This window comes from Mycobacterium sp. E3198, from assembly GCF_001667015.1.
In the GTDB taxonomy this organism is placed as follows: domain Bacteria; phylum Actinomycetota; class Actinomycetes; order Mycobacteriales; family Mycobacteriaceae; genus Mycobacterium.
The window spans coordinates 1-20311 of the sequence record NZ_LZIS01000081.1 but is presented as its reverse complement, the minus strand read 5'-3'; the positions used below and the strand labels follow the sequence as shown (position 1 = coordinate 20311).

18 protein-coding genes are annotated in these 20311 nt (G+C 68.4%); 8 read left to right on the top strand and 10 right to left on the bottom strand.

All coding sequences use genetic code 11. From position 1 onward, the window contains the following. Window positions 1–4: 4 nt before the first annotated feature. Genes A5673_RS08875 through A5673_RS08860 form a run of 4 tightly spaced genes read right to left on the bottom strand, consistent with a single transcriptional unit; the run spans window position 5 to window position 4673 of the window. A complete protein-coding gene (locus A5673_RS08875; RefSeq protein ID WP_068230032.1) occupies window positions 5–1927 on the bottom strand; it encodes a lysophospholipid acyltransferase in 1923 nt (640 codons plus the stop codon). Continuing rightward, a complete protein-coding gene (gene fadD11, locus A5673_RS08870; RefSeq protein WP_068230029.1) occupies window positions 1924–3750 on the bottom strand; it encodes a fatty acid--CoA ligase FadD11 in 1827 nt (608 codons plus the stop codon). Before fadD11 ends, A5673_RS08875 begins: the two co-directional genes overlap by 4 nt. A gap of 39 nt (window positions 3751–3789) precedes the next feature. Beyond that, entirely contained in the window at window positions 3790–4269 is a 480-nt protein-coding gene (locus tag A5673_RS08865) for a VOC family protein (RefSeq protein ID WP_068230027.1), read from the bottom strand. A gap of 14 nt (window positions 4270–4283) precedes the next feature. Continuing rightward, window positions 4284–4673, bottom strand: coding sequence for a MerR family transcriptional regulator (locus tag A5673_RS08860; protein WP_068230023.1), 390 nt, complete (start codon window positions 4671–4673; stop codon window positions 4284–4286). Between the two features lie 60 nt (window positions 4674–4733). Between A5673_RS08860 and A5673_RS08855 the strand changes: the two genes are divergently transcribed. Both A5673_RS08855 and A5673_RS08850 read left to right on the top strand, forming a co-directional pair. Beyond that, window positions 4734–5180 carry a PPOX class F420-dependent oxidoreductase gene (locus A5673_RS08855; RefSeq protein ID WP_068230156.1) on the top strand — a complete coding sequence of 149 codons (447 nt, stop codon included), beginning with the start codon at window positions 4734–4736 and terminating at the stop codon, window positions 5178–5180. After that, on the top strand, window positions 5177–6166 hold the full coding sequence (locus tag A5673_RS08850; RefSeq protein WP_068230020.1) for an MBL fold metallo-hydrolase: 990 nt from the start codon (window positions 5177–5179) through the stop codon (window positions 6164–6166). The genes A5673_RS08855 and A5673_RS08850 overlap by 4 nt, the downstream gene beginning before the upstream one ends. Before the next feature lie 44 nt (window positions 6167–6210). Here A5673_RS08850 and A5673_RS08845 read toward each other — a convergent pair whose 3' ends face one another. Further along, complete coding sequence (locus A5673_RS08845) at window positions 6211–7227, bottom strand: zinc-binding dehydrogenase (RefSeq protein ID WP_068230018.1); 1017 nt, start codon at window positions 7225–7227, stop codon at window positions 6211–6213. Next, window positions 7224–8126: an amidohydrolase family protein gene (locus A5673_RS08840; RefSeq protein ID WP_068230153.1), complete on the bottom strand. Its 903-nt coding sequence runs from the start codon at window positions 8124–8126 to the stop codon at window positions 7224–7226. Before A5673_RS08840 ends, A5673_RS08845 begins: the two co-directional genes overlap by 4 nt. 79 nt (window positions 8127–8205) lie before the next feature. On the opposite strand from A5673_RS08840, the gene A5673_RS08835 reads away from it, so the two are divergent. After that, window positions 8206–8784, top strand: a complete 579-nt coding sequence (locus A5673_RS08835; RefSeq protein WP_068230014.1) for a TetR/AcrR family transcriptional regulator — start codon at window positions 8206–8208, stop codon at window positions 8782–8784. Window positions 8785–8788: 4 nt separating this feature from the next. Here the strand turns inward: A5673_RS08835 and dnaE are convergent, their stop codons facing one another. Next, window positions 8789–12328, bottom strand: coding sequence for a DNA polymerase III subunit alpha (gene dnaE / locus A5673_RS08830; RefSeq protein ID WP_068230011.1), 3540 nt, complete (start codon window positions 12326–12328; stop codon window positions 8789–8791). 99 nt (window positions 12329–12427) lie between these two features. Here dnaE and A5673_RS08825 point away from each other — a divergent pair, with 99 nt between their 5' ends. The 3 genes from A5673_RS08825 to A5673_RS08815 all read left to right on the top strand — a co-directional run bounded on the left by A5673_RS08825 (window position 12428) and on the right by A5673_RS08815 (window position 16542). Next, window positions 12428–13036 (top strand): TetR/AcrR family transcriptional regulator, encoded by a 609-nt coding sequence (locus A5673_RS08825; protein ID WP_068230008.1) that lies wholly within the window; start codon window positions 12428–12430, stop codon window positions 13034–13036. Between the two features lie 144 nt (window positions 13037–13180). After that, window positions 13181–13609, top strand: coding sequence for an MmpS family transport accessory protein (locus A5673_RS08820; RefSeq protein ID WP_197518333.1), 429 nt, complete (start codon window positions 13181–13183; stop codon window positions 13607–13609). After that, window positions 13606–16542 carry an RND family transporter gene (locus tag A5673_RS08815; protein WP_068230006.1) on the top strand — a complete coding sequence of 979 codons (2937 nt, stop codon included), beginning with the start codon at window positions 13606–13608 and terminating at the stop codon, window positions 16540–16542. The genes A5673_RS08820 and A5673_RS08815 overlap by 4 nt, the downstream gene beginning before the upstream one ends. Here the strand turns inward: A5673_RS08815 and A5673_RS08810 are convergent. The 3 genes from A5673_RS08810 to A5673_RS08800 all read right to left on the bottom strand — a co-directional run bounded on the left by A5673_RS08810 (window position 16490) and on the right by A5673_RS08800 (window position 18945). Continuing rightward, the gene (locus A5673_RS08810; RefSeq protein ID WP_068230002.1) at window positions 16490–16921 is read right to left on the bottom strand and encodes an SRPBCC family protein; all 432 of its coding nucleotides are present in this window, start codon (window positions 16919–16921) and stop codon (window positions 16490–16492) included. The two genes, A5673_RS08815 and A5673_RS08810, sit on opposite strands and share 53 nt — an antisense overlap. A 196-nt stretch (window positions 16922–17117) precedes the next feature. Further along, window positions 17118–17921, bottom strand: a complete 804-nt coding sequence (locus tag A5673_RS08805; RefSeq protein WP_068229999.1) for an SDR family oxidoreductase — start codon at window positions 17919–17921, stop codon at window positions 17118–17120. Window positions 17922–17925: 4 nt separating this feature from the next. Next, on the bottom strand, window positions 17926–18945 hold the full coding sequence (locus A5673_RS08800) for an SDR family NAD(P)-dependent oxidoreductase (RefSeq protein ID WP_068230148.1): 1020 nt from the start codon (window positions 18943–18945) through the stop codon (window positions 17926–17928). Window positions 18946–19168: 223 nt separating this feature from the next. On the opposite strand from A5673_RS08800, the gene A5673_RS08795 reads away from it, so the two are divergent. Together A5673_RS08795 and A5673_RS29925 are read left to right on the top strand one after the other, a co-directional pair. Next, window positions 19169–19567 carry a group 1 truncated hemoglobin gene (locus A5673_RS08795; RefSeq protein ID WP_068229996.1) on the top strand — a complete coding sequence of 133 codons (399 nt, stop codon included), beginning with the start codon at window positions 19169–19171 and terminating at the stop codon, window positions 19565–19567. A 55-nt stretch (window positions 19568–19622) separates the two neighbouring features. After that, the coding region (locus tag A5673_RS29925) for a class I SAM-dependent methyltransferase (RefSeq protein WP_231970955.1) at window positions 19623–20311 on the top strand (689 nt) is incomplete at its 3' end.

The following is a 20311-nucleotide window of genomic DNA, read 5'->3' as shown; positions in this document are numbered from 1 at the left end:
CACCTTAGGGCGCGCCGCGCGGCACCGAAGGGTGACAGCTGGACATCACCGCGCGCCGGGCCAGCTCCGCGATGGTGTTGACACGCCTGATGGCCGTGGCGATCTCGTCGGCGAAGTCGCGCCGTCGCTGCGCGATGTCGGGGCTCTCGAACGCGTCCACCAGCTCGCGGTGTCGCGCCAGCCGCAGCGCGGTCTTGAACAGTTCCATCGACCGCGACTCGGCGTTGGCGATCCGGCGCTGCAGCTCCCACTGCTTGCCCACCTCGAGGCACTCGGCGAGGAACTCGCTTTCGTCGAACGATTCGTCCTCGAGGGCGGCCAGCCGATCGGCGACGATGTGGTAGGCGTCGAGGAACGGCCGCAGCACCAGGTGCGCCAGCAGCAGGTCGGCCTTTTCCAGGAGCCCGCGCACGTCGGCCGCGGGCGCGGCCCGGCTGGTGTCCTCCACCCGGCCGATCAGGCGCACCTCGTCGGCGAGCTCCTTCTCGAACTGCGCGCGGGCCGAGAACAAGAACTCGAACTTCAGCAGCTCGCGCAGCCGCAGCGCCTCGTCGCGCACGGCCGTCGGCAACACCAGGCGGTCCACGGAATTCTCGGCGCCCTCGATGGCCGCCAGCAGCGCCGTCTCGGCGATGGCCCGGTCCACCAGGATGTGGATCGCGGTGTTGCGGTAGAACGCCGCAACGAGGTGGTGATCGGTCCCGATCCCCCACACCGGTTCGGTGCCGGCGTCGTACACGTCGACCACGCCTGAGGCGACGAGCTGGTGCAGCGTCCAGCGGATCGTCGAGCGGTTGGTCAGGTCCGCGGCGCCGGCCACCGTCCAGTTGCGCGCCGCGATGTAGCTCGCCAGCGGCCGCACGGTGGCCAGCACCTCGCTGACGGACAGCGAGCGGTCGGCGCCCAGCAACGCGAGGCTCACCACCGCGGTCGGGGTGACGGGCGTCGCGCGGTTGATCCGGTGCTCGACGTCCAGCGCGATGCGCTCGATTTCGGTGCCGACACCCGATTCTTCGGCGCGCAGCTCCTCGAGGCGCTTGCGCAGCGGCAGCGGTTCCCCGAAATCCAGGTAGGCGCGGCCCAGCCGCTCCCCCTGCTGTCGCGCCAGCCGGACCAGGAAGCGGAAGTCTTCGGGCCGCTTCGTCGCGCCGTAGGCCTCGGTGGTCATGGCCTCCACCTCGTGCAGCTGGTCGTACACGATGGAGGTCGGCACCAAATACACCTCCGGGCCGTCGATTTCGTCGACGGCGTCGCTGATGTAGCGCAGGATCCCGTACACCGGGGGCCGCAGCTTGCCGGTGCGGGTTCGGCCCCCCTCGATCGACCAGGTGAGGTTGGCGTGGTTTTGCACCAGCTGGGCGGCGTACGCCCGCAGCACGAAGCGGTAGACGGGAATGTCCTTGGTCTGGCGCCGGATGAAGATCGTGCCGGTGCGCCTGGCCCAGGCGCCCATCGGGAAGAAGTTGAGGTTGGCGCCGCCGAAGGTGAGCGCGGGCGAGAGCCGGTTGGCCTGGATCGACTCGGGCAGCAGCAGCCCGTCCAGATAGGAGCGGTGCGAAAACGCAAACGCCAGCGTCGCTTTGCGATCCAGCCTGCGCAGCTGGGCGATCTGATCTTCGTCGACCAGGATGTCGTAGGCCCGCATCAGCCAGTTGCTGAAGCTGCGCCAGGCCTTCACCGCCCGCTCGTCCAGCGACGGCGCCATCTCGCGCAGGTACGACGCGGCCTCGGCGCGCACGCCGTCGTGGTCGCGCCCGAGCTCCTCGGCCAGTTTGCCCAGCCGCTCGTCATACCACGGCGCCGCCAAGAGCTGGACGACCTCGTCGGGGTCGGTCGGCAGCGGCGCCGTGGACTCGTCGACGATCCCGGTGCGCTGCAGCAACTTCCGCACTCCGGCGCGCGCCGTCACCCCCGGGCCCCCGCTCATGCCGGCTGCACCGTGGCCGCTTCGGCGGGCTCGTGGACCTCGGGGTGCCGATCGGCGGCGTAGAGTTCCTCGATCTCGCTCGCGTACTTCGTCATGATCGGCTTGCGCTTGAGCTTCATCGTCAGCGTGATCTCGTCACCGCCCGGTTCCCAGACCGTCGGCAGTATCCGGAAGCGCTTGATCTGTTCCACCCGGGACAGTTTCGCGTTCCCCTCGGCCACGCCGGCGGCAATCCGCGCGATGACCTCCGGGTGGGACGCCAGCGCCGCGGGCGACTCGTCGGCGAGGCCGTGCTGGGCCGCGTACGGGCCGACCGATTCGGCGTCGAAGACCATCAGCGCCGCGTTGTAAGGCCGTCCGTCGCCGATCGCCATCAGCACGCCCACCATCGGGCAGGCCGCCAGGATGGTGTTCTCGATGTTGGCCGGCGACATGTTCTTTCCGGCCGCGTTGATGATCAGCTCCTTCTTGCGATCGACCACCTTCAGATAGCCCTCGTCGTCGACCTCGAGGATGTCGCCGGTGTGCAACCAGCCGTCGGCGTCGATCGCTTCCGCGGTCTTGGCCGGTTCCCTGCGGTAGCCCTTCATCACCAGCGGGCCGCGCACCAGAAACTCGCCGTCGTCGGCGATCCTGCCCTCCAGCCCGGGCAGCAGCTTGCCGACGGTGCCCAGGCGCGCGTCGCTCGGATGGCTCACGCTGGCAACGCAACTCAGCTCCGACATGCCCCACACCTCGGCGATGGGGATGCCGATGCCGAGGAAGAACGCCAACGTCTCCTTGGGGATCGGCGCCGCCCCCGACACGGCCCAGCGCAGCTCGCCGAACCCGAGCCGCTCCCGCAGCTTTGACAGCACCAGCTCGTCAGCCTGGGCCCACTCGGCGGCCAGTTGCTCCGGCATCCGCTCGCCGGCCACCAGGGCGTCGGCGCGCCGGGCGGCCACCGACATCGCCCACTGCAACGCCTGCCGCTTGGTCTCGTCCGCCTCGTGGCCGACGGCGAATTCGATTCCGGCCTTGAGCTTTTCCCACACCCGCGGCACCGCGCCCCACACCGTGGGGCGAACGTCGGGCAGGGCGGCCGCGATGGCGCGCGCCTCGGAGACGACGGTGACCTGGCTGCCGAACACCTCGAGGCCGTACAACCCCATCACCCGATCGGCGATGTGGGCCGTCGGCAAGAAGGACGTCACGCGGTCGCCGAACTTCATCGGCAGGACGGCGTCGAGCGCGAAACCCTCGAACAGCAGGTTGGCGTGGGTCATCTCCACGCCCTTGGGGTTGCCGGTGGTCCCGGAGGTGTAGATGAGCGTGACGATGTCGTCGGGTTGCACCGCGCGCCAGGTGGACTCGAAATCGAAATCCCGCCGTGCGGCGGCATGCAGGTCGTCCAGCGAGATGGTGCCGGGCGGCGAACCGTCAATGCAGACGATGTGCTCGATCGGCGCACCGCTGGCGCGGATCCGGTCCACGTACTGCTCCTCGCAGATCGCGACCTTGGTGCCGGCGTTGTCGAACAGGTAGGTCAGCTGCTCGGCGGGCAGCGTGTTGTAGACCGAAAACGAAGTGGCGCCCAGGTGTTGGGCGCCGATCTCCACCGGGTAGAACTCGATCCGGTTGGCCATCATCAGCGACACGGTGTCGCCCCGCCCGACGCCCAGGCCCGCCAGGCCGGCGGCGGCCTGGCGCACCCGCCCCGCAAGCTCCCGCCACGTCACCGTCTGGGTGTCGCCGGGCGTTCGGAGCGCGACGGCGTCCGGGGCGATCGCCGCGGTGCGCTGAAACGCCTCGCACAAGGTTGTCGGACGTTCGGGTGTCGTCATTGCCGTAGCGTACGTCCGCGCTCAGGGGCACGGAATACGTCACCCTCCATCGGGGCGCCAAAGCTGCACGGTGGTGGACGCGCCGCCGGGCAGCTCGAGAAGTTCGATCGGGGTGCCGTCGGGGTCGTGGATGAAGAACATTCGGACTCCGCCGATGTCGACCGGCGGCTCGGCGCGGACGCTGGGGTGGTCGCGGCAAACGGTGTCGTAGGCGGCGTCGAGATCGTCGACGCGGAACGACATGTTGGTGTAGCCCAGGTGCGGCCCGCTCGCGGTTTCGGGCACCGCGCCGAGCGACAGCAGCTCCACCATGACGCCGCCGATCAGCCCGCCGATCATCCGGCCCTGCTGCGCGGCGCCGCCGGTCACCGATTCCAGGCCGGCCCCCGCCAGCTCGACGTCGAACACGACGTCCATGCCCAGCACCGCGGTGTAGAACGTGCGCGACGCCTCGATGTCGGAGACGCCGACGCAGACGTGGGAGAAGTTCTGCACGGCAACGGAATGCGGTTGGCTCACTGCTGCTCCTTTGCTCAGGCGGGCACGGCGGTGTGAATTCCACAGGTGCAGGCGTCAATTGAGGGACACGTGCAGCGCATTCCCCACTCGATGACGGCGCGGGCCCGGGCCAGCGACTCGATCTGGGCGTCGATCTCGGCGAGTTTGGCCTCGGCCAGGGCGCGGCTGGCCGGCCTTCCCGGCGCGTCGTCGGCGAACAGCACCTGGATCTCCTCCAGCGCGAAGCCCGCGGATTTGCAGAGCCGGATCACCTCGAGCCGGGCAAGCACCGAATCGTCGTAGCGGCGCTGGCCGCCGAGGCGCGCCGGCGCCGAAACCAGCCCGATCTGCTCGTAGTAGCGCAGCGTGGTGGCCGCGACCCCGGCCTGGCGTGCCACCTCCCCGATCGTCAACCGTGCAGCCATCGGGCCTCCCGAACATTCGATGCTTGACTTAGAGCTAACTCTAAGTCGTTGACTGTGTCCATGCACAAACAATCACTCGACGAGCTGGGCCGCGCCCGATACGCGCGGCTTCGCTCCTTCCGCCGGGACGGCACCCCGGTCGACACCCCCATCTGGTTCGGTCTGGACGGTGACGCGTTGCTGTTCCGCACCAAGGTGGGCCCCAAGACCAGGCGGCTGGCGGCGCGGCGCGACGTCGAAGTCACCGCCTGCGACTACCGGGGCCGCGTCCCCGCCGGCGCCACGACGGTGGCCGGCCGCGCCACGATCCTGTCCGGCGCCGACGCCGAGCGGGCCAACCGCATGCTGCACCGGCGGTACGGCTGGCAGTGGAACGTCGTGCCGCTGATCAAGGTCCCGGGCGTGACGAACGTCCACCAGGACCTGTGCGTCCGCGAGAAGCTGCGGCGCGCCCGCGACCGCCGCGTCTGGCCGGACAGCGTGATCGTGCGGGTGGAGCTGCCATGACCCAGACCGCGCCCGCGCCCGATCCGGTCCGCTCCCCCACCATTCTCCAATGCTGCACCGCCGCGGCCGGATTCGTCCGCGGCCTGGTGCGGCCGAGACGGCCCGATCGGCGGTTCCTCCGCAGCATCGTCGACGCTGGACTGCCGGATCCGCGCCACACCGTCGCGGTGACCGCGCTGCCCCAGGTGCCGCGCCCGGTGCCGACCGCGGCGATCGTCGAGGGCACGTTCGCGCCCGCCCGCGTCGAGAATTCGCTGACGTCGTTCGTCGTCCGGCATCCGGAGGCCACGTTCATCGTCGACCCCGCGGTGTGCACGGACGTCGAGCGGCGGGCCATCGCGCAGCTGCCCGCGGTGCTGCGCGTCGTGGTGCGCCCGCCGGCCTCGACCATCCCGACGATCACGGCGCTGGCCGGGCTGCCCGAGGCCCCGCGGCTGGATTTCGCCCTGCCCACCCACGCGCACTGGGATCACGTGTCGGGCCTGCTGGACATGCCCGGTCTTCCGGTACACCTGCACCGCACGGAACACGAGTGGATCGGCACCGCAGGCGTGGCGCCCGTCGGCGGCGTCCGCGATTCGCTGCAGGGGCGGACCGTCGTCGACTACGAGCTGGACGGGCCGCCGGTGTTGACCTTCACTCGCAGCCACGACCTCTTCGGCGACGGCTCCGTCGTCCTGGTGGACCTGGCCGGGCACACGCCGGGCAGCGTCGGGGTGCTGCTCCACACGGCGCGGGGCTGGATCCTGATCGCCGGCGACGCGGCCTGGCACGCGCTGCAGATCGAGAAGATCCGGCAAAAGTCAAGCTACCCAGGCGCTTTGGTGGACGAGGACCGCGACGAAACCTTCCGAGCGCTGCACCGCCTGCATGCGGCGCGGCGAGCGGTCGCGATCGTCCCCACCCACGACCCCTCCCCCCTTTCCCGCGAGCTGGGGGCACCTCCCGCTTGCGGGGGAGCGTGTTTGTACGGCGACACGCCGTAAATCCTGTACATCTGCGCACGCTCGCGGCGGCGGCGGGCAACCCCCTAGTCCAAAACGAAAATGGGTTTGTGGCCGGGGATGCTCGAGGTCAGGACGGCGGGCAGGTCGTCCCAGCCGTAGATGCCGCTGGTGACCAGTTCGGGGTGCAGCGTCCCGGCGGCGACGGCCGCCAGCGTCGGGGTCATGCTGGGCCGGGCCTGGCCCTTGCCGTTGTGGAAGTGCACGCCGCGGATGTAGAGCTGCAGCATCGGCAGCGCCACGTCCTGAAAATAAATGCCCACGCTGTTGACGTGGCCCTCGGGGACGACGGAGAGCAGGGCTTTGCGCAGGCGCTCGGGCCCGGCGCTGGCGTCCACGGCGAGGTGAAAGTCCTTCTCGTGCTTGTCGTTCACGTCGTGTACCTCCGCCCCGAGTTTTTCGGCGACCGTCATGCGGGTCGGGTCGTCGTCGTAGTACACGGTGCGCGCGTGCGCGCAGTGGACGGCGACGTCGACGCAATACAAGCCGATCGACCCGGTTCCGCCGAACACCGCGACCTGGGGGTCGGCGATGCCGTCGATGGTCGGCATCACCGTTTCCCAGCCCAGCGCGAGGTTGTCACCGATCGAGGCCAGGTGGACCGGATCGATCCCGGCGGGCAGCGGGGCGAGGTTGTAGTCGGCGTAGGGCACGCGGATGAGCTCGGAAAACGTTCCGCCCCAGGCCCCGTTGACGGGAAGGCCGTATTGGGCGTCGCCGTGGCGCAGGCAGCGGGCGGGATGTCCGAGCCGGCATTGCGCGCAGGTGCCGCAGGCGATGTGCCAGGCCACGCCGACGACGTCCCCGACGCTGACGCTGGTGCATTCGGGGCCGACCTCGACGACGGTGCCGACGCATTCGTGCCCCAGTGGAAAGGGTCCCAGGCCGGAGAAGGGCGTCTTGTCGGCGACGACGTGATGATCGAGATCGCACGTCGTCGCCGCCAACGGGCGCACCAGCGCGTCGGAGGCCGCGACGATCGACGGGTCATCGGCGTCGTCGAACCGAAGTTGCCCCGGGGCGACGAACATCAGGCTTCTCATGGACTCTCCTCGCTGAACAGCGCTACGGCGTTGGAATGCAGGACCTTTCGGCACCACTCGTCGCCCAGGCCGAGGCGCGTGATCGACTCGATCGCGTGGCGATACGAATAGGGGATGTTCGGATAGTCGCTGCCGAACAGCACCTTGTCGGCCAGCCCGCGCAGCGCGCCGCGCAATTGCGGCGGGAAGGGATGGTCCTCTTCGGTGAACTCGGTGAAGACCATGGTGGTGTCCAGGTAGACCCCGGGATAGCGGTCGGCCAGGTCGAGAAAGTCGCGGTACTCGGGCATGCCCATGTGCGCGACGATGAGCTTGAGCGCCGGATGGCGGCGCAGGATTTCGGCCACCGGTGCCGGACCGGTAAACCTGCCCGGCGTGGGGCCGGATCCGGCGTGAATCACCGTAGGGATCCCCGCTTCCTCCAACACGGCCCAGACACGGTGCAATTGGGGATCCGTCGGCGAGTAATCGCCGACTTGGATGTGGGCCTTGAACAGTCGAGCTCCGTCGGCGATGGCGCGCCCCACGTAGTCCGGGGCCGTCGGCTCGGGAAAGAACGTCGCGGTGTGGATGCATTCCGGCGTGGCCGCGGCGAACTGCGCCGCCCAGGCGTTGAGCCACTCGGCCATGTCGCGCTTGTGCGGATAGACCAACGAGGTGAACGCGGCGACCCCGAAATCGCGCAGCTGCCGCACCCGCGCGCCCTCGTCGAGCCGATACGCGATCGGCCAGGTGCGCCCGATCAGCGGCCCGGCGCGATCGAAGTAGGCCCACACCTTGTCCATCACGCGTTTCGGCATGAAGTGGGTGTGCACGTCGACGATGGAATCGAGGCCGAGCTCCCGGATCGACCGCCGGACGGCCGGCGCCTCGGCGCCACCTCCCGCGGACTCGGTCATCGGCATCAACAACTCCCTATAGCGATCGTTATAACCGGCAGGGTATGTTATAACAGTCGTCATAGCAAGGGAGGTCGCCATGGCCGAGGACGCCGGGAACTCCCGCCAGCGCATGGTGGCCGGCGCGGCCGACATGATTCGCCGCCGCGGGCTCAACGCCACCAGCGTGCGCGAACTCGCCAAGCACACGCGGGCCCCGCTGGGCTCGACGTACCACTACTTCCCGGGCGGAAAGTCCGACCTGGCCGCCGAGGCGGTGCGGTGGGCCGACGACCTCACCGTCCGCATCCTGACCAAGGAGTTGCGCGCGGGGCCGATCGCCGGCCTGCAGGCGTTCCTGGCGATGTGGCGAAATGTGGTGCTGGACAGCGACTTCCACGCGGGGTGCCCCGTCCTGGCGGTGTCGGTGGAGGATCTGCCCGACGGACAGGGCGCACCGCGCGAGGCGGCGGCCGCCGCTTTCGGCAACTGGACCGCGCTCTTGGCGGAATCGCTGCGCGACCACGGCGCGGCCGCGCCCCAGGCCGAACGCGTCGCGACCCTGATCGTCGCCGCCGTCGAGGGCACCGTCGCCATGTGCCGCGCCCAGCGCAGCATCGCGCCCCTGGACCGGGTGGCCGCGGAGCTCACCCGGCTCGTCGGCCAGGTCCTGGGCTGACGGGCTAACCGCCCAGGCACCCGGGGCCGAGCAGCTCCTTGAGGTCGCCCATCAGCGCGGGCGAGGGTGTCACCCGCAGGGAGGCGTCCAGCTCGAGGGTGGTGATGCGGTCCCCGCTGATCAGCCGCAGGTGCACCTGCGAGGTGCCGGGATGGCGGGCCAGCACCTGCTTGAGCGCGCTGACCTTGTCGAGGGTGCACTGCCGCGTCGGCAGGCTGACGGCGATCGGCCGGTCCGCCTGGGCGCTGGAAAAGTCCGGCACCACAAGCTCGTTGGCGATCAGCGCGATCCGGTCGTCGCGGATCGCCACCTTGGCGTTGATCAGCACCACCGCGTCGTCGACGATGTCGGCACCGAACGTCGAGTACGCGTGCGGGAAGAACATCACCTCGATGCCACCGGTGAGGTCTTCCAATTGCGCGGACGCCCAAGGCATCCCGTTCTTATTGACCCGCCGGTTCACCGAGGCCAGGATGCCGCCCACCCGCACCTGCGTGTCGTTGGGGACGTCGCCGTCCAGGATCGCCGGGATCGCGGTGTCGACCTGGGCGGTCAGCAAGTGCGCCACCCGGTTGAGCGGATGCCCGGACACGTACAGTCCCAGCATCTCTCGCTCCAGGGCCAGCTTGTGCTTGTCCTCCCACTCGTCCTCGGGCACCTTGATGGTGAACACGGAGTCACCGGCCCCGTCCCCCTCGGAGCCGCCGAAGAGGTCGAACTGCCCCATCGCCTCGGCCTTCTTGGTGCCCAAGACCGAGTCGACGGCGTCGGTGTGGACCAGGAACAGGCCCTTGCGTGCGTGCCCGAGCGAATCGAAGGCACCCGCCTTGATCAGCGACTCGGTGACCTTCTTGTTGCAGGCCGAGATGTCGATCTTGTTCAGGTAGTCCGAGAAGTCGGTGAACTTGCCCTTCTCGCCGCGGGTCCCGATCAACGAGCTCACCACGTTGGCGCCGACGTTGCGCACCGCGCCCAGCCCGTAGCGGATGTCGGCCCCGACCGAGGCGAAGTTCAGTCCGGACTCGTTGACGTCCGGTGGCAGCACCGTGATGCCCAGCTTGCGGCAATCGGCGAGGTAGACGGCGGCCTTGTCCTTGTCGTCGCCCACCGAGGTCAACAGGCCGGCCATGTACTCGGCCGCGTAGTTGGCCTTGAGGTAGGCGGTCCAGTAGGACACCAGGCCGTAGCCCGCGGCGTGCGACTTGTTGAACGCGTAGTCGGCGAACGGAAGGATGGTGTCCCACAACGCCTTGATGGCGCCGGCCGAGAACCCGTTGGCCTTCATGCCGTCCGAGAAGCCCTCGAACTCCTTTTCCAGCACTTCCCGTTTCTTCTTGCCCATCGCCTTGCGCAGGATGTCGGCTCGGGCCAGCGAGTAGCTGGCCACCTTCTGCGCGATGCGCATGATCTGCTCTTGGTAGACGATCAACCCGTAGGTCTCGGCGAGGATCTCGCGCAGCGGTTCCTCGAGCTCGGGGTGGATCGGCTTGATCGCCTGCCGCCCGTTCTTGCGGTCGGCGTAGTCGTTGTGTGCGTTCATGCCCATCGGACCGGGCCGGTACAGCGCGAGCACCGCGACGATGTCCTCGAACCCGGTCGGCTGCATGCGGCGCAGCAGGTCGCGCATGGGGCCGCCGTCGAGCTGGAATACCCCGAGCGTGTCACCGCGCCCGAGCAGTTCGTAGGTGGGCTTGTCGTCCAGCGGCACGGACTCCAGATCGAGGTCAATTCCCTTGTTGGCCTTGATGTTCTCGATCGCGTCGCCGATGATCGTGAGGTTGCGCAGGCCCAGGAAGTCCATCTTCAGCAGGCCGATGGCCTCGCACGACGGGTAATCCCAGCCGGTGATGATGGCCCCGTCCTGCGGGCGCTTCCACAGCGGGATCGCCTCGGTGAGCGCCTCGCTGCTCATGATCACCGCGCAGGCGTGGACGCCCGCGTTGCGGATCAGGCCCTCCAGGCCGCGCGCGGTTTGGTAGATGGTGCGCACGTCCGGGTCGGTCTCGATCAGGCCGCGGACCTCGGCGGCCTCCTTGTACCGCTCGTGGTTCGGGTCGGTGATGCCCGACAGCGGGATGTCCTTGGCCATGATCGGCGGTGGCAACGCCTTGGTGATCCGATCGGCGATCGCGAAGCCGGGCTGGCCGTAGTGGATGCGCGCCGAGTCCTTCAGCGCCGCTTTGGTTTTGATGGTGCCGAAGGTGATGACCTGGGCCACCCGGTCCGAGCCCCACTTGTCGGCGGCGTAGCGCACCATCTCGCCGCGGCGGCGGTCGTCGAAGTCGATGTCGATGTCGGGCATCGACGTGCGCTCGGGGTTGAGGAACCGCTCGAACAGCAGGCCGTGCGGAATCGGGTCGATGTCGGTGATGCCCAGCGCGTAGGCGACCAGCGACCCGGCGGCCGATCCGCGGCCGGGGCCCACCCGGATGCCCACCGAGCGGGCGTAATTGATCAGGTCGGCGACGATCAGGAAGTAGGAGGGGAAGCCCTTGCCGCAGATGACGTCGATCTCGTACTCCGCGCGCGCGGCGTAACCGTCCGGCGCGCCGTCGGGAAACCGCCGGCGCAGCCCGGCGTCCACCTCGTGCCGCAGCCACGACGCCTGGTCGTGCCCCTCGGGGACCGGGAAGATCGGCATCCGGTCGCGGGGCGCCCACACCTCGTCGTAGGGCTGGACGCGCTCGGCGATCAGCAGCGTCGAGTCGCAGGCGCCGGGCACCTCGTTGTCCCAGATCTGGCGCATTTCGGCGGCGGACTTCAGGTAGTAGCCGTCGCCGTCGAACTTGAACCGGTTGGGATCCGACAGCGTCTTGCCGGTCTGCACGCACAGCAGCGCCTCGTGGTTGTGGGCGGCATCGCGCGTGACGTAGTGGCAGTCGTTGGTCGCCAGCGGCGGAATCCCGAGCTTGCGGCCGATCTCGAGCAACCCCTCGCGGACCCGCCGTTCGATGGACAAGCCGTGATCCATCAACTCGAGGAAGTAGTTGTCCGGCCCGACGATCTCGCGCCACCTGGCGGCCGATTCCAGCGCCTCCCGGTCGTGGCCCAGGCGCAGCCGGGTCTGGACCTCCCCGGACGGGCAGCCGGTGGTGATGATGATGCCTTCGGCGTGCTCGGCGATGAGCTCGGCGTCCATCCGTGACCACTTGCTCAGCTGGCCCTCGAAGGACGCCAGCGAGGACAGCTTGAACAGGTTGCGCAGGCCGGTGGCGTTCTCGGCCACCATCGTCAGGTGCGTGTAGGAACCGCTGCCGGATACGTCGTCGGCCTTCTGGCTGGGATCCCCCCAGGTGACGCGCCGGGTGTCGAAGCGCGAGCCAGGGGCGATGTACGCCTCCACCCCGATGATCGGCTTGATCCCCGCCTTGGTGGCCGTGTTGTAGAACTCGCTGGCGCCGAACATGTTCCCGTGGTCGGTCATCCCGACCGCGGGCATTCCCAGCCGTGCCACCTCGTCGAGCATCGGCGTGATCTTCGCGGCCCCGTCCAGCATCGAGTACTCGGTGTGGTTATGCAGGTGCACGAAGGACGACTGGTTCATAGGGACGCCAGTCTATGACCGACCACCGACGAACCCCCGGCGTGTCGCGAGTGTGTCTTTAACTCACGCAGTCACGCCCCGCGGATCTATGGTGGGCGCATGACCCAGACTGCCGACCGGTACGCGGGGTCGTCGCCGTGGTCGCCGCGCGAGGCCGAGCTGCTCGCGGTGACGTTGCGGCTGTTGGCCGACCACGGCTACGACGGGTTGACGGTGGACGCCGTGGCCAGCGAGGCCCGGGCCAGCAAGGCCACCGTGTACCGGCGCTGGCCCTCGAAAGCCGAATTGGTGCTGGCCGCCTTCATCGAGGGCATCTGCCAGATCGCGGTCCCGCCGGAAACCGGCACGTTGCGGGGCGATTTGCTGCACATCGGGGACAAGATCTGTCAGCAGGGCTCCCAGCTCGCCAGCACCATCCGCGCGGTGCTCGTCGAGGCGTCGCGTCACCCCGCCCTCGGTGACGCACTGCAGCACCAGTTCCTCGATCAGCGCAAGGCCATGCTCCAACACGTCCTGCGCCAGGCGGTTGACCGCGGCGAGATCCCCGAGGACGCCATCGCCGACGAGTTGTGGGACCTGCTGCCCGGGTATCTGATCTTTCGCTCCATCATCCCCGGGCAACCGCCCACCCGCCGCACCGTGCAAGCCCTCGTCGACGACTTCATCATGCCCGGACTCACCCGGACCAGCGGATATCAGGCCAGTTGATAGATGGCGCCCGAAGTGTACGGTCGCGTCTCTTGTGCAGTACTGGTCAGTACCGTATGGTCATACCCAACGATGGCGCTCGCAGGGCCGCGTGACAGTGGCACCTGAGCATCGAATGGCCAACGGGTGAAGGGGATTCCGAGTATGTCCCTCGTCAGGCGGGGATGGATACCGTTGGTCGCGGTGCTCGTCGTCGCGCTGGCGGGGTTCGCGATCTATCGCCTGCACGGCATCTTCGGCTCGCATTCCAATGTCTCGGCCAACAGCGGCCTTGCCAACGAGATCGTGCCGTTCAACCCCAAACAGGTGGTGCTCGAGGTCTTCGGCACGCCGGGCGCCGTGGCGACCATCAACTACCTGGACGTCAACGCCCAGCCGCAACAAGTCAAAAACGCACCCCTGCCCTGGTCGTACACCATCACCACCACGCAGCCCGCGGTCGTCGGCAACGTGGTGGCGCAGGGCACCGGCAGCACCCTCGGCTGCCGGATCACCGTCAACGGCGAGGTCAAGGACGAACGCACCGTGAACGAAGTCGACGCCTACACCTTCTGTCTGGATAAGTCGGGATGAGCAACGATCAACTGACGCGGCCCCGCCTGCCGCACACCATCCGCCGGCTCTCGCTGCCGATCCTGCTGTTCTGGATCGGGCTGGCCGCCATCACGAACATCGCGGTGCCGCAGCTGGAAGAGGTCGGGAAAACCCACAACGTGGCGCTGAACTCGCCCGACGCACCATCGCTGAAGGCGATCAAGCGCATCGGCCACAAGTTTCAGGAGTTCGACACCGACAGCCAAGCGATGATCGTCCTGGAAGGTGACAAGCCGCTCGGCGCGGACGCGCACAAGTTCTACGACACGATGATCCGCAAGCTCGAGCAGGACAAAAAGCACGTCGAGCACGTTCAGGACTTCTGGGGCGACACCCTGACCGCGGCGGGATCGCAGAGCAGCGACGGCAAGGCGGCCTACGTCCAGCTGTTCCTCGCGGGCAATCAGGGCTCCGCGCTGGCCAACGAGGGCGTCGGCGCCGTCCGCGACATCGTTGACCACATGCAACCCCCGCCGGGCGTCAAGGTCTATGTGACCGGCGCGGCACCGCTGATCTCCGATCAGTTCGACGTCGGCAGCAAGGGCACCGCGAAGGTCACGGCGATCACCGTCGGGGTGATCGCGGTGATGTTGCTGTTCGTCTACCGCTCGTTCTTCACCATGCTGCTCGTGCTCATCACGGTCCTCATCGAAATGTCTGCCGCCCGAGGCATCGTCGCCTTCCTGGGCAACGCCGGCATCATCGGGTTGTCGACGTACGCGACGAACCTCCTCACGTTGCTGGTGATCGCCGCCGGAACGGACTACGCGATCTTTTTCGTCGGCCGCTACCAGGAGTCGCGCGGGGCCGGCGAGGACAAGGAAACCGCCTACTACACCATGTATCGCGGCACGGCCCACATCGTGCTGGGTTCGGGCCTGACCGTGGCCGGCGCCGTGGCCTGTCTGGCCTTCACCCGGCTGCCCTACTTCCAAAGCCTCGGCATCCCAGCCGCTCTCGGCATCCTGGTGGCGCTGTTCGCCTCGCTCACCCTGGGCCCGGCTGTGCTCACCCTGGGCGCCGCCCTGGGCGTGTTCGACCCGAAACGCGCGATGCGAACCCGCGGTTGGCGGCGGATCGGCACGGCGATCGTCCGGTGGCCCGCGCCCGTGCTCACGGCGGCGTGCGCCCTGGCCCTGATCGGTCTGCTGGCGTTGCCCGGGTACAAGACGAGCTACGACACCCGCCCCTACATGCCCGCCAGCGCGCCGGCCAACATCGGCTACACGGCCGCCGAGAAGCACTTCTCGCGTGCCCGGCTGGAGCCCGAATTGCTCATGGTGGAAACGGATCACGACATGCGCAACCCGGCCGACATGCTCATCCTGGACCGGGTGGCCAAGGCGGTGTTCCATGTGCGCGGCGTCGCTCAGGTGCAGACCATCACCCGGCCGCTGGGAACCCCGCTCGACCACAGCTCGCTCGCCTTCGTGATCAGCAATCAGAGCGCCGCCCAGCAGGAAAACCTGACGTACCAACGGGATCGGGCCGACGACCTGCTGAAGCAGGCCGGCGAATTGGCGAAGACCATCAACATCCTCAAGCAGCAGTACGCCCTGCAGCAGCAGCTCGCCGCGGCCACCCACGCCGAAACCCAGAGCTTTCACGACACCGTCGACACGATCAGGGACCTGCGGGACAAGATCGCGAATTTCGACGACTTCTTCCGGCCGATCCGTAGCTACTTCTATTGGGAGAAACACTGCTTCGACATCCCGGCCTGCTTCGCGATCCGGTCGGTCCTCGACGCCCTCGACGGGGTCGATCAGCTCACCGAGAAATTCGAAAACCTCACGGCCACCCTGGACAAGCTCGACGCGCTGCAGCCCAAACTCGTCGCGCTGATCCCGCCCCAGATCGACAGCCAGGAGACCAACCGCCAGCTGGCGCTGGCGAGCCACGCCACCCAGGCCGGCATCAACGCCCAGACGCAGGCCGCGATCGACAACGCGACGGCGCTGGGGCGGGCCTTCGACACCGCGAAGAACGACGACAGCTTCTATTTGCCCCCCGAGGTGTTCAACAACCCCGACTTCAAGCGCGGGCTGAAACTGTTCCTCTCGCCCGACGGCGAGGCGGCCCGGATGATCGTCACCCATGACGGCGATCCCGCCACGCCGCAAGGCATCTCGCATATCGACCCGATCGTCAACGCCGCGCACGAGGCCCTGAAGGGCACGCCGATGGCCGACGCCCACATCTACATCGGCGGCACCGCAGCCACGTACAAGGACATCCAGGACGGCGCCAAATACGACCTGCTGATCGTCGGGCTCGCCGCGCTCAGCCTCATCCTGCTCATCATGCTGATCATCACGCGGAGCCTGGTCGCCGCCCTCGTCATCGTGGGCACGGTGGCCCTTTCGCTCGGCGCCTCCTTCGGGCTGTCGGTGCTGGTGTGGCAGTACATGTTCGGCATCAAGCTGTATTGGGTCGTGCTGGCTCTGGCGGTGATCCTGCTGTTGGCGGTGGGTTCCGACTACAACCTGTTGCTGATCTCGCGATTCAAAGAGGAAATCCATGCCGGACTGAAGACCGGCATCATCCGCTCGATGGCAGGCTCCGGCTCGGTGGTGACCTCCGCAGGCCTGGTCTTCGCGATCACCATGTGCGCGTTCGTGTTCAGCGGTTTCCAGGTGCTGGGCCAGATCGGGACCACCATCGGCCTGGGGCTGCTGTTCGACACGCTGATCGTGCGGTCGTTCATGACGCCTTCCGTCGCAACGCTTCTGGGGCGCTGGTTCTGGTGGCCGCAGCGGGTGCGCCCGCGCCCGGCCAGCACGATGCTCCGGCCCTACGGGCCGCGCTCGGCGGTGCGGCAACTGCTGCTGTGGGAGGACGACGATACGGCGGTGATGCCTACCCGTACAGCTCCACAAACTGCTTCAGCGACTTCTGCACGTCTCCCCTGACCGCGCGCGCCGCGGCCGAGCCCACCGGGCCGAACAACGCGCGTCCCCCCAGCTCGAGGCGCAGGCCCAGGGTGGACCCGCCCGCGGCGGGCCGCACGGTGAGCGTGACGGCGTATTTCGCCCCGCCCTTGCCCGCCCCCGACATCGCGACCTCGTGCGGCGGGTCCCACGTGGTCACCGTCCACGTCACCCGGTTGCGCAGGCCCTTGGACCGCGCCACGCCCACGATCTCGGTGCCCTCGGTGATCTCGTCGGGCAGCTCGCTGCGCCAGCCCTCGTGCAGCACCAGCCAGTCGCCCAGATCCGACAAGTCCGACACGCGGTCCCACATCTCCTGCGGGGTCATCGGCATGTCGGCGGTCAGGTCAACGGCGGCCATCAGACCAACGTAGCCGCCGGACCGTTGCGAGCCCACAGCTTCGCGTGTGAACGCAGGGCTTCGCGTGTGAGCTCAGGGCTTCGCGTGTGAGCCGAGGGCGCGGATCCCGCAATTTTGTCGCCGTGGACTCACAGTCAAAGCCAACAACTCACCCTCGCCGCCAGCGCACCTTGCCGCAGCGGGCGCACGGCGGCCATCAGCGGCTGGGCCCGCCGCGGAATCGGTTGCCGATCCGCAGCCCCGGCAGCAGCAAGGTGCGCGGCACGAACCTGCCGCCGGTGCTGACGACCTTGGGCACGATGCCCGGAACCACGCTGCGCTTGCCGGCCAGCATCCCGCCGATGGCCGCCTCGGCCACGTCGCGCGGCGAAACCTGCGCCACCGGGATGCTGAACCGTTCGGCGTTGGCGATCTCGGCCCATTCGGTGGGGACCGGGCCCGGGCACAGGACCGTGACCGACACCCCGGTCCCGTGCAGTTCCTCGTGGATGGCCTCGGAGAACGTCTGCACGAACGCCTTGGTCGCCGAATACACGGCCATGTAGGGCAGCGGCTGGAACCCGGCGATCGAGGCGATGTTCATCACCGCGCCGGCGCCGCGCTCGACCATGCCGGGCAACACCGCGTGGGTGAGTTCCATCAACGCCAGCGCGTTGAGCGTGACCTCCTCGCTTTCGCGTTCGAGCGGCAGCTCGTGGAAGACCCCGCTGGTGCCGAAGCCTGCGCTGTTGCACAGCCCGGCGATCGGTTCGGTGCGCAGCCGGTCCGCCAGCTTGGCGCGGCTCTTGGCATCGCTGAGGTCCAGCGGCAGCACCTCGACCGCCACCGAGTATTCCTGGCCCACCTCGTTGGCGAGTTCGTCGAGGCGCTCGCGGCGCCGCGCGACCAGCAGCAGCGGGAACCCACGGCGGGCCAGGCCGCGAGCCAGTTCGGCGCCGATGCCGGACGAGGCGCCGGTGATGACGACGGTGGTGTCGGTGTCAGGTTTCGGAAGACTCATCGTGTCACCAATGTATCCCGCGGGTCGCGCGGACAAACGTCTCGCTCCGCTTGTCGAAAGGCTCTGCATCACTGGACGATTCGCCGCCCTTGGCCGCGTCGGAGTCTCTGAACATGGCGAATGCGCGGTTGCGCACGCGGTCCATCACCGCCGGGTTGACGGCGTCGGCGACGGCGGCGAACTGCCCGAACGGCGAACTCGCCCGCCGGGGCCGGTGCACGATCGCATCGGTGATCACGCCGGCGGCCTGGTCCGGTGTCAGCGCGGGGAACTTGTCGTACATCGTGGTCGGGCTGATCATCGGCGTGCGCACCAGCGCCATGTGCACGGTGGTGAACTTGACGTCGTCGTTGACGACCTCGGCCTGCAGCGCGTCGCACAGGCTGTCCAGGGCGGCCTTGCTGGCGATGTAGGCGCCGAAGCGCGGCGCGCGGGTCTGCACGCCGACCGAGGAGACGTTGATGATCTGGCCGAAGCCGCGTTCGCGCATCCCGGGGATGAACTTGAGGATGAGCTGGACGGCGCCGAGGTAGTTCAGTTGCATGGTCCGCTGGTAGTCGTGGATGCGGTCGTAGGACAGCTTCAGCGAGCGCCGAATCGACCGCCCGGCGTTGTTGATCAGGATGTCGACGCCGCCGAGGTCGTCGATCACCTGGTCGGCCATCGCGGCGATGGCGTCCACGTCGGTCAGGTCGCACGGGTAGACGTGGGCGGTCCCGCCGTTGCCGCGGATCTCGTCGGCGACCTTTTCGAGGTTCTCCCGGGTGCGGGCGACCAGGACCACCACCCCGCCCGCCTCCGCGATCTTCTTGGCGGCGGCCTCGCCGATACCCGACGAGCCGCCGGTGATCAGGACGATCCTGCCCTGCACGGCATCCTCGAGCGTGCGGCCCTGCACCGCGTCCAGCACGTTGCGCAGATAGAACGGCCGGTATCGCCCGGCCGAGTTGGGGGTGTTGATGATGTTGGACATCGCCGCGAAAGGCTTTTCCACCAGGTTGGTCAAGTCTCCAAGGAGATTCATCGGCATGTGCTCCTGACGGGCAATGTGACGTGGGTCATAGCACCAACCTAGGGCATCCGTCGGCCGTCGGAGGCAAGATTGCCGCCATGTGAACGGCGAGTCGGCGGCTCACACGGCGGCCCGGGTCGGGGCCATTCGCGGGCAATCCCCTTGTTACAGAGGGTAATCCGGGTGTGATAGCGCACTAACGGGTGGGCAACGCCGCGATGTTCTGATCGGATTTATGAGAATTCTGGCGCGCTTCCGCAACCCCGCCACGATCTACGAGCGGATCGGCGGGCACGAGGCCCTCGAGGCCGTCGTCGCGGACTTCTACGTTCGCGTGCTTGCCGACGACCACCTGTCGGGCTTTTTCACCGGCACGAACATGAACCGCCTCAAGGGCAAGCAGGTCGAGTTCTTCGCGGCCGCGCTCGGGGGGCCCGAGCCCTACACGGGCGCGCCGATGAAGCAGGTGCACCAGGGGCGCGGCATCACCATGCACCACTTCAGCCTGGTCGCCGGGCATTTGGCGGACGCGCTCGCCGCCGCCGGCGTGCCCTCGGCGACCGTCACCGACATCCTCAGCGCCATCGCGCCGCTGGCCCCCGAGATCGCGTCGACCGAACCCAGCACGGTCTGAGCCCGCCGGCCGCGACCATGGCGGCGATCTCGGTGCTTCGGTGACAATGCAATGCATGTCGCGCACATTCGAAGACCTGGTCGCCGAAGCCGATTCCGTATCCGTCGACGGCTGGGACTTCTCCTGGCTCGACGGCCGCGCGACCGAGGAGCGGCCGTCCTGGGGCTTCCAGCGGCAGCTGAGCGGTCGCTTGGCGAAGGTGTCGGCCGCGCTGGACATTCACACCGGGGGCGGCGAGGTGCTGGCGGGCGCGGGGCCGTTCCCGCCGACGATGGCGGCCATCGAGACGTGGCCCCCGAATGCGGCGCTGGCGACCAAACGCCTGCATCCGCTCGGCGTCGTGCTGGTGGCCACCCGGGACGAACCACCGCTGCCGTTCGCCGACGAGGCGTTCGACCTGGTGACCACCCGCCATCCGATCTCCGTGTGGTGGACCGAGATCCGTCGGGTGCTGCGGCCGGGCGGCACCTACTTTGCGCAGGAAGTAGACGACGGCCCCGATGTCGAAGAACTCGGCCCGCAGCCGCTCCGCGCGCAGATCCACCACCTGCAGGCCCGCGGCGTCCACCTGCGCGCGCACGGCGTCCGGGTGAAATTCGGCCCATTTCTCGGGCTGCGGTCCGATGAAGTACTCGACCAGCTCGCCCATCGTGGCCGGCCCGATGTGCTGCGCAAAGTAGGTGCCGCCCGGCCGCAGCACCCGACGGATCTCGGTCCACCACACGGAGATCGGATGGCGGGTGG